The organism is Kitasatospora sp. NPDC056731, from assembly GCF_040687675.1.
GTDB lineage: Bacteria > Actinomycetota > Actinomycetes > Streptomycetales > Streptomycetaceae > Kitasatospora.
This window is the reverse complement of record NZ_JBFBNR010000010.1, coordinates 23,504-31,982: the sequence shown is the minus strand read 5'-3', so window position 1 is coordinate 31,982 and position 8,479 is coordinate 23,504. Positions and strand designations below refer to the sequence as shown.

The window sequence follows — 8,479 nt, the reverse complement described above, 5'->3', positions numbered from 1 at the left end:
ACCCCGCCGGCCCCGCCCCCGGCGGACCGGTCAGCCGGACACCGTCTGGAGCCCGGCGGCGACGCCCGCCCCGAGGCCCCGGTGCTCGACCCCGGGCAGCAGGCCCTCCGGGCCGACCGAACCGCGCACCCACTCGTCGTGGTAGACGGTGTCCATGTAGCGCTCGCCCAGGTCCGGCGAGATGGTCACGGCGGTCACCCGCTCGCGCACGCCGCCCGCGCCGTCGCCGTAGTGCTCGTTCAGCCAGCGCAGCGCGCCGCTGACGGCCGTCCCGGTGGAGCCGCCGAACAGGAAGCCGCCGCGCATCAGTTCGCGGCAGGTCCGGACGGTGTCGGTCTCCTCGACGTGGACCGCCCGCTCCACCAGCGACTCGTCCAGCAGCGCGGGCCGCACGCTGGTGCCCAGGCCCGGGATGTGCCGGGTGGCCGGCGGGGCGCCGAAGGTGACCGAGCCGACGCTGTCGACCGGGACGACCCGCACCGAGGGGCGCCGCTCGCGGAAGTACCGGGCGCAGCCCATCAGCGTCCCGGTCGTGCCCGCGCCGATGAACAGCACGTTCAGGTCCGGGAACTGGCGGGCGATGGCCGGCGCGGTGGTCCGGTAGTGCGCCATCCAGTTGCCCGGACTCAGGTACTGGTTGAGCCAGACCCGCTTCTCGTCGGCGGCGAGCAGCGCCTTGACGTGGCGGATCCGCGCACCGAGGAAGCCCTCGGTCTCGTGCGGCTCGGTGATCAGGTGCACCTCGGCGCCGTACGACTCCATGGTGCGGCGGGTGACCTCGTTGCAGCGAGAGTCGGTGACACAGATGAACTTGTAGCCGCGGCTGGCGGCGAGCACGCTCAGGGCGACGCCCATGTTCCCGGACGAGGATTCCACCAGGGTCGAGCCGGGGCCGAGGACGCCCGCCGCCTCGGCCTGCGCGACCATTTCCCGGGCCGCTTTCAGCTTGATGGACCCGGCGAAGTTGAACCCTTCGACTTTCAGGAAGAGACGGTGCCCGAAGAACGGCTGCAGATTCACGAAGAGGTCGCTGACCTCGAATTCGTGCGACGCGGAAATGACCGGCACTGGAGACTCCTGGCCTTCGGTAACGAATTAGCCTCGGCGGCAAGCCTCCCGCCGGGCGCTGACGAGGGGCTGACGGACTGCTGACGGGGTCCGCGACCAGGGTTTCGGACCCGTCCTGAGGCACGCGTCAGCCGTCCGTCAGTTGCCGGTCAGTTGCTCGTCAGCGCCATCGGAAAGCGTTTGTTATTCCGCACTTGCAGGCCTTCCACGAGGAGCCCGGTTTGAATCGGCCGTCCGCCATCAGTGAAGTCCTTCCGCTCTCGCCGCTGCAACAGGGACTGCTCTTTCTCTCGGAGTACGACCGTGAGGGGACGGACGTCTACACCATTCAGCTGGTCCTCGACCTGGACGAGCTGACCGACGCCGATGCCGCCGCGCTGCGCACCGCGGCGGGCCTGCTCCTGGAGCGGCACCCCAACCTGAAGGCCTGCTTCCGGCACCGCAAGAACGGCGAGGCGATCCAGGTGATCCCCACGTCGGTCGAACTGCCGTGGCGCGAGGTCGCGGTGGCGGCCTCCGCCGAGGGGCCGGAGGCGGAGTTCGACCGGCTCGCCGAGGAGGACCGGCTGCGCCGCTTCGACCTCGCCCGCCCGCCGCTCCAGCGGCTCACCCTGGCCCGCGCCGAGGGCGGGCGCTGCCGGCTGGTCTGGACCGTCCACCACATCCTGGTGGACGGCTGGTCGATGGTCTCGCTGATCGGCGAACTCGCCGCGCTCGCCGAGGAGCTGAAGGCCGGCGGCACCCCCGCCAAGCAGCCGCGGGCCGGCGCGGCCCGCTACCAGGCGCACCTGGCCTGGCTCGGCGCGCAGGACAAGGAGGCCGCCCGGCAGGCCTGGACCGCCGCCCTGGCCGGGGTCGTCGACCCGACCCGGCTGGTGCCGGCCGGCCGCGACCGGGCCGCCGGTGCGGCCGCGCTGCCGCAGGCCGTCCCGCTGGAGCTGACCCCCGAGGTCTCCGCCGCGCTGACCGGCTTCGCCCGCTCGCGCGGCCTGACCGTCAACGCGGTGGTGCAGGGCTGCTGGGCGCTGCTGCTGTCCCGGCTGACCGGCCAGGACACCGTGCTGTTCGGCGCGGTCACCTCCGGCCGGCCGGCCGAGGTCCCGGACGTCGAGCGGATGGTGGGCCTGTTCGCCAACACGCTCCCGGTCCGGGTGGACGTCGACCCGGCCCGCACCCCGGCCGAGCTCTTCGCCGACGTGCAGCGGTCGCAGACCGCGCTGCTGGCGCACGAGCACCTGACCCTGGCGGAGGTCCAGCAGCTCACCGCCGTGCGCGGCGAACTATTCGACACCGCCCTGATGTTCCAGAACTACCCGATGGGCGGCCTGCCGCTGGCCACCGGCACCGGACCCCGGGTGACCGGCGCCGACGTCCGCTCCGCCACCCACTTCCCGGTCACCCTCACGGTCTTCCCCGGCACCCCGTTCGGCCTGGCCGTCAACCACGTGCCCGCGCTGGTCACCCGGGCCGAGGCCGAACTGGTCGGGCGGCGCTTCGCCCGGCTGCTGGCCGCCGCCGTCGCCCGGCCCGACGAGCCGTGCGGCCGGCTGGACGTCCTGGACGAGGCCGAGCGCGCCGGGATCACCGAGACCCGCAACGCCACCGGGACGCAGCTGCCCGGCGACTGGCTGGCCCCGCTGCTGGCCGCCCGGGCCGCCCGCACCCCGGACGCGCCCGCCGTGCGCTGCGGCGAGGAGCGCCTGACCTACCGCGAACTGCACGCCCGCGCCGACGCGCTGGCGCACGCCCTGCACGCCGCCGGGGCCGGCCCGGAGCAGGTGGTGGCGATCGCGCTGGACCGCTCCTGCGACCTGGTGGTCGCCGCCCTGGCCGTCCTCAAGTCCGGCGCGGCCTACCTGCCGCTGGACCCGGACTACCCGGCCGACCGGCTGCGCTACATGCTCGCCGACGCCGCCCCGGTGGTCACCCTCACCCACCGCCGGGTGCGCGAACTCCTCGCCGCCGAAGCCTCCGAAGGCGAGATGAGCACCGGCGAGCTGTGGGTCCTGGACGGCCCGGACGCCGCGACCGGTGCGCCCGGGCAGCGCGTACCGGGCACGGCCCCGCGCGCCGACCACCCCGCGTACGTGATCTACACCTCGGGCTCCACCGGCCGCCCCAAGGGCGTCGTGGTGCCGCACCGGGCGCTGGTCAACCTGGTCGAGGACATGGTCGCCCGCTTCGAAGTGACCACCGAGGACCGCTTCCTCGCCGTCACCACCTTCGGCTTCGACATCGCCAACCTGGAGCTGTTCGTCCCGCTCGCCGCCGGCGCCGAACTGCTGGTCGCCGACCGCGAGACGGTCCGCGACCCGGCCGCCCTGGCGGACGCCGTCACCGGCCTGGACGCCACCCTGCTGCAGGCCACCCCCAGCCTCTGGCAGTCGCTCGCCGCCGACCACGCCCCCCGGCTGGCCGACCTGCGCGCCCTGGTCGGCGGCGAGGCGCTGCCCGAGCCGCTGGCCCGCACCCTCACCGCGCACTGCGCGTCCGTGACCAACGTGTACGGCCCGACCGAGACCACCATCTGGTCCACCGCCGCGCCGCTGACCACCGCCGCGGCCGGGCCGCCGCCGATCGGCGGCCCGATCGCCAACACCCGGGTGTACGTCCTGGACGGCGCGCTGCGCCCCGTCCCCGACGGCACCTTCGGCGACCTCTACCTCGCCGGCACCGGCCTGGCCCGCGGCTACCTGGGCCGCCCCGGCCTGAGCGCCGAGCGCTTCGTCGCCGACCCGTACGGCCCGAGCGGCACGCGGATGTACCGCACCGGCGACATCGTCCGCTGGGACGCCGCCGGCACCGCCCTGGAGTACGCGGGGCGCAGTGACCACCAGGTGAAGATCCGTGGCTACCGCATCGAGCTCGGCGAGATCGAGTCCGTGCTCGCGGCGCAGCCCGGAGTGACGCGGGCCGTCGTCACGGCCCGCACCGACCAGGCGGGGGACGCCCGCCTGGTCGCCTATGTCGTACCGGCAGGGATCGACCGCGACCGCTTGCGGGAGCGGGCGTCATCGGTGCTGCCCACGCACATGATCCCTGCCGTGTACGTTCCCTTGGACGACCTGCCGCTGACCCCCAACGGCAAGGTCGACCGCAAGGCCCTGCCCGCCCCGCCGGACGAGCGGGCGGGCACCGGACGCGAGCCCGCGGGGGAGCGCGAGGAACTGCTCTGCGCGGTCTTCGCGGAGGCCCTCGGGCTCGACCGGGTCGGCGCCGACGACGACTTCTTCGAACTCGGCGGCCACTCGCTGTCCGCGACCAGGGTCGCCAACCGGCTGCGTGCCGCGCTCGGCGCGGACGTCCCGGTGCGGGCCCTGTTCGACGCCCGGACGGCCGAGGCGCTGGCCCGCGTCCTCGACCCGGAGTCGGCGGCCGCCGACGCGGCGGAGCCGGCCCCCCGGCGCCCCGCGCTGCGCGCCGTCCCGAACCGGCCGTCCTCGGTGCCGCTCTCGCACGCCCAGGAGCGGCTCTGGTTCCTGGACAAGATGGACGGCCCCACCGGCAGCTACAACATCCCGCTGGCGGTCCGCCTCACCGGCCCGCTGGACGCCGCCGCGCTGGCCGCCGCCGTCCGGGACGTGGTGGCCCGGCACGAGAGCCTGCGCACCGTCTTCGCCGAGGCCGACGGGCTGCCCTCGCAGCTGGTGCTCTCCGCCGAGGAGGCCGAGCAGGCCGGCGCCCCGCTGGTCGTGGTGGACCTCTCCGGGGCGGCGCCGGGCGCGCTGGAGGCGGCGCTGGCCGCCGAGGCCGCCCACCCCTTCGAGCTGTCCGCCCAGGTGCCGCTGCGGGCCCGGCTGTTCACCCTCGGCCGGGACAGCCACGCGCTGGCCCTGACGGTGCACCACATCGCCGCCGACGGCTGGTCGCTCGGCCCGCTCTCCCGCGACCTCTCCGACGCCTACCGGGCCCGGCTGGACGGCGCCGGGCCGCGCTGGGAGCCGCTGCCGGTGCAGTACGCCGACCACGCGCTCTGGCAGCGCGAACTGCTCGGCTCCAAGGACGACCCGGACAGCCTGGCCAGCGCCGAACTCGCGCACTGGCGCGAGGCGCTGGCGGGCATCCCGGAGGAGCTGGACCTGCCCACCGACTTCCCCCGCCCGGCCCGGGCCGGGCACCGCGGCGCCGAGGTCGAGTGCACGGTGCCCGCCGAGACCCACGCCCGGCTCGCCGAACTGGCCCGGCGCGGCGGCGCCAGCCTGTTCATGGCCGTCCAGGCGGGCCTGGCCGCGCTCCTCACCCGGCTGGGCGCGGGCACCGACATCCCGCTCGGCAGCCCGGTGGCCGGGCGCACCGACGACGCCGTCCGCGACCTGGTCGGCTTCTTCGTCAACACCGTGGTGCTGCGCACCGACACCTCGGGCGACCCGGCGTTCACCGCCCTGCTCGGGCGGGTCCGGGAGACCGACCTGACCGCCTACGGGCACGCCGAACTGCCGTTCGAGCACCTGGTGGAGGAGCTCAACCCGGTCCGCTCGATGGGCCGGCAGCCGCTCTTCCAGGTGATCCTGGCCTTCGAGAACAGTGCCGACCCGCTGCCCGCGATGCCCGGCCTGAGCGCCGAGGTGCTGCCGATCGGCAGCACGACGGCCAAGTTCGACCTGTCCTTCCAGGTACTGGAGCGGACCGGCCCGGACGGCGCCCCGGCCGGACTGGACATCCGCCTGGAGTACCGCGAGGACCTGTTCACCGGGGCGACGGCGGCCCGCCTCGCCCGGGCCCTGGCCACCCTGCTCGACTCCGCCGCCCGCACCCCCGACGCACCGCTCAGCGCCCTCGACCTGCTCACCGCCGAGGAGCGCCGCGTCCTGCTGGAGGAGTGGGCCGGCCCGACCGCCCCGTTCACCCCGGTCACCCTGACCGCCCTGTTCGAGGGCCTGGCGGCCGCCGACCCGGACCACCCCGCGCTGATCGGCCCGGACGGCGTACCGGCCGGCCCGGCGACGATGCGGCTGTCCTACGCGGCGCTCAACGAGCGGGCCAACCGGCTCGCCCACCTGCTGCTGGAGCGCGGGGTCGGCCCCGGCGACGTGGTCGCGCTGGCGATGCCGCGCTCCGCGCCGCTGGTGATCGCGCTGCTGGCGGTGCTCAAGACCGGCGCCGCCTACCTGCCGGTCGACCCGCAGTACCCGGCCGAGCGGATCGCCTACATGCTCGACGACGCGGCGCCCGCCCAGGTGCTGACCGTCGAGGCGGTCGCCGACCGGATCCCGGGGCTGCCCGAGGGCGTCGTCCCGCTGGTCCTGGACTCCCTGCGCACCCGGTCCGACCTGACCGGCCGGCCCGACCGCAACCCCGTCGACGCCGACCGCACCCGGCCGCTCGTCCCGCAGGACGTCGCCTACGTGATCTACACCTCGGGCTCCACCGGCCGCCCCAAGGGCGTCGCGGTGCCGCACCTGGGGGCGGCCAACCTGGCCGCCAACCACCAGGCGCGGATGGGCGCGGGGCCGGACACCCGGGTGCTGCAGTTCGCCTCGTTCAGCTTCGACGCCACCGTCTGGGAGCTCGGCGTCTCGCTGTACTCGGGCGGCACCCTGGTGGTCGCCACCGACGAGAGCCGGGTCTCCGGCGAGGTGCTGGGCGCGCTGCTCGCCGAGCACCAGGTCAACCACGTGGTGCTGCCGCCCACCGTGGTGGCCGGCCTGCCCGAGGACGTGGTGCTGCCCGAGGGCCTGCACCTGCTGGTCGGCGGCGAGGCCTGCCCGGCCGCGCTGGTCGACCGGTTCGCCCCGCTGACCGAGTTCCGCAACGCCTACGGCCCGACCGAGGCCTCGGTCTGCGCCACCTGGAGCGACCCGCTGCGCCCCGGCGGCGGCCGCCCGCCGATCGGCCGCCCGCTGGACAACCACCGGCTGTACGTCCTGGACGACGCCCTCGCGCCCGCGCCGGTCGGCGTCACCGGCGAGCTGTACATCGCCGGCACCGGCCTGGCGCACGGCTACCTGCGCCGCCCCGTCACCACCGCCGAGCGCTTCGTCGCCGACCCGTACGGGCCGGCCGGCACCCGGATGTACCGCACCGGCGACCTGGTCCGCTGGCGGGCCGACGGCACGCTCGACTACGTCGGCCGGGTGGACCACCAGGTGAAGCTGCGCGGCTTCCGGATCGAGCTCGGCGAGATCGAGGCCGCGCTGATGCGCCACCCGGTGGTCGTGCAGGCCGCGGTGCAGGTCGCGCCCTCGCCCACCGGCGTGCCCCAGCTGACCGGGTACGTGGTGCCGCTGCCCGGCGTCGCCGCCGTCGACGTGCCGGTGCTGCGCGCGTTCGTCGCCGAGTCGCTGCCCGCGCACATGGTGCCCGCGACGCTGGTGACGCTGCCCGCGCTGCCGCTGACCGCGAACGGCAAGCTCGACACCCGCGCCCTGCCGGCGCCCGGTGCCGCGCCCGCCGCCGCGCAGGCCCCGGTGCGGCGCCCGGGCACGCCGGCCGAGGAGGTCATCGCCGGGGTCTTCGGCGAGATCCTCGGCCTCGACCAGGTCGGCGCCGACGGGGACTTCTTCGACCTCGGCGGCGACAGCCTGCGCTCGGTGCAGATCGTCAGCCGGGCCGCGAAGGCCGGGCTCACGCTCTCGCTGGCCGACGTCTTCACCCACAAGACGGTGGCGGCCCTCGCCGCCGCCGCCCGGCCCGCCGGCTCGCAGCGGCTCCCCGCGACGGTGCTGGAGCCGGTGCTGCCGATCCGGCCGGGCGGCACCGCCGAGCCGCTGTTCTGCGTGCACGGCGGGGTCGGCTTCGGCCTGCCGTACGCGGAGCTGGCCCCGCACCTCGACCCGGCCCGGCCGGTGTACGCGCTGCAGTCCGACGGCATCGCCGCGCCCGAGGGGGAGTGGGAACGGCCGCAGGGCGTACGGGAACTGGCGGCCACGTACCTGGCGAGGATCCGCCGGGTGCAGCCGCACGGCCCGTACCACCTGCTGGGCTGGTCCTTCGGCGGGCTGGTCGTGCACGAGATGGCGGTGCAGCTCCAGGCGGCGGGCGAGCGGGTGGCCTTCCTGGCGGCGCTGGACGTCTTCCCGGTGCTGCCGGGCGACCACAACCCGACCGACGAGGAGATCCGCGGGGCCTTCCTCGCCCACCACGCCGCCGGGGCGGGCATCGACGACGGGGAGCTGCGCCGGCTGATGGCGGTGATGCGCCACCACACGGACATCGCCCGGGAGTTCACCCCCGGCCGGTTCGACGGCTCGCTGCTGCTGTTCACCGCCGCCGACGAGGTGCAGGGCGCCCCCGCCGCCGAGCTCGCCGACCGCTGGCGCGCGCACCTGACCGGCGCGCTGACGGTGCACGACGTCGCCTGCGGCCACGAGGAGATGCTCGGCCGGGAGGCGGCCGGCCGGATCGGCGCGGTGGCCGACGCCGCGCTGCGCCGGTCCTGAACGACCGGACGGCCGGGCCCGGAATCCGGGCC

Annotated in this window: 2 protein-coding genes; one reads left to right on the top strand and one right to left on the bottom strand. The window is 75.6% G+C overall.

Annotated elements, in window-relative coordinates; all coding sequences use genetic code 11:
- Positions 1-30: 30 nt before the first annotated feature.
- Positions 31-1,068, bottom strand: a complete 1,038-nt coding sequence (gene sbnA / locus AB0R04_RS12535; RefSeq protein WP_063348730.1) for a 2,3-diaminopropionate biosynthesis protein SbnA — start codon at positions 1,066-1,068, stop codon at positions 31-33.
- A gap of 221 nt (positions 1,069-1,289) precedes the next feature.
- Between sbnA and AB0R04_RS12530 the strand changes: the two genes are divergently transcribed.
- Entirely contained in the window at positions 1,290-8,447 is a 7,158-nt protein-coding gene (locus AB0R04_RS12530) for an amino acid adenylation domain-containing protein (RefSeq protein ID WP_363370423.1), read from the top strand.
- Positions 8,448-8,479 lie beyond the last annotated feature (32 nt).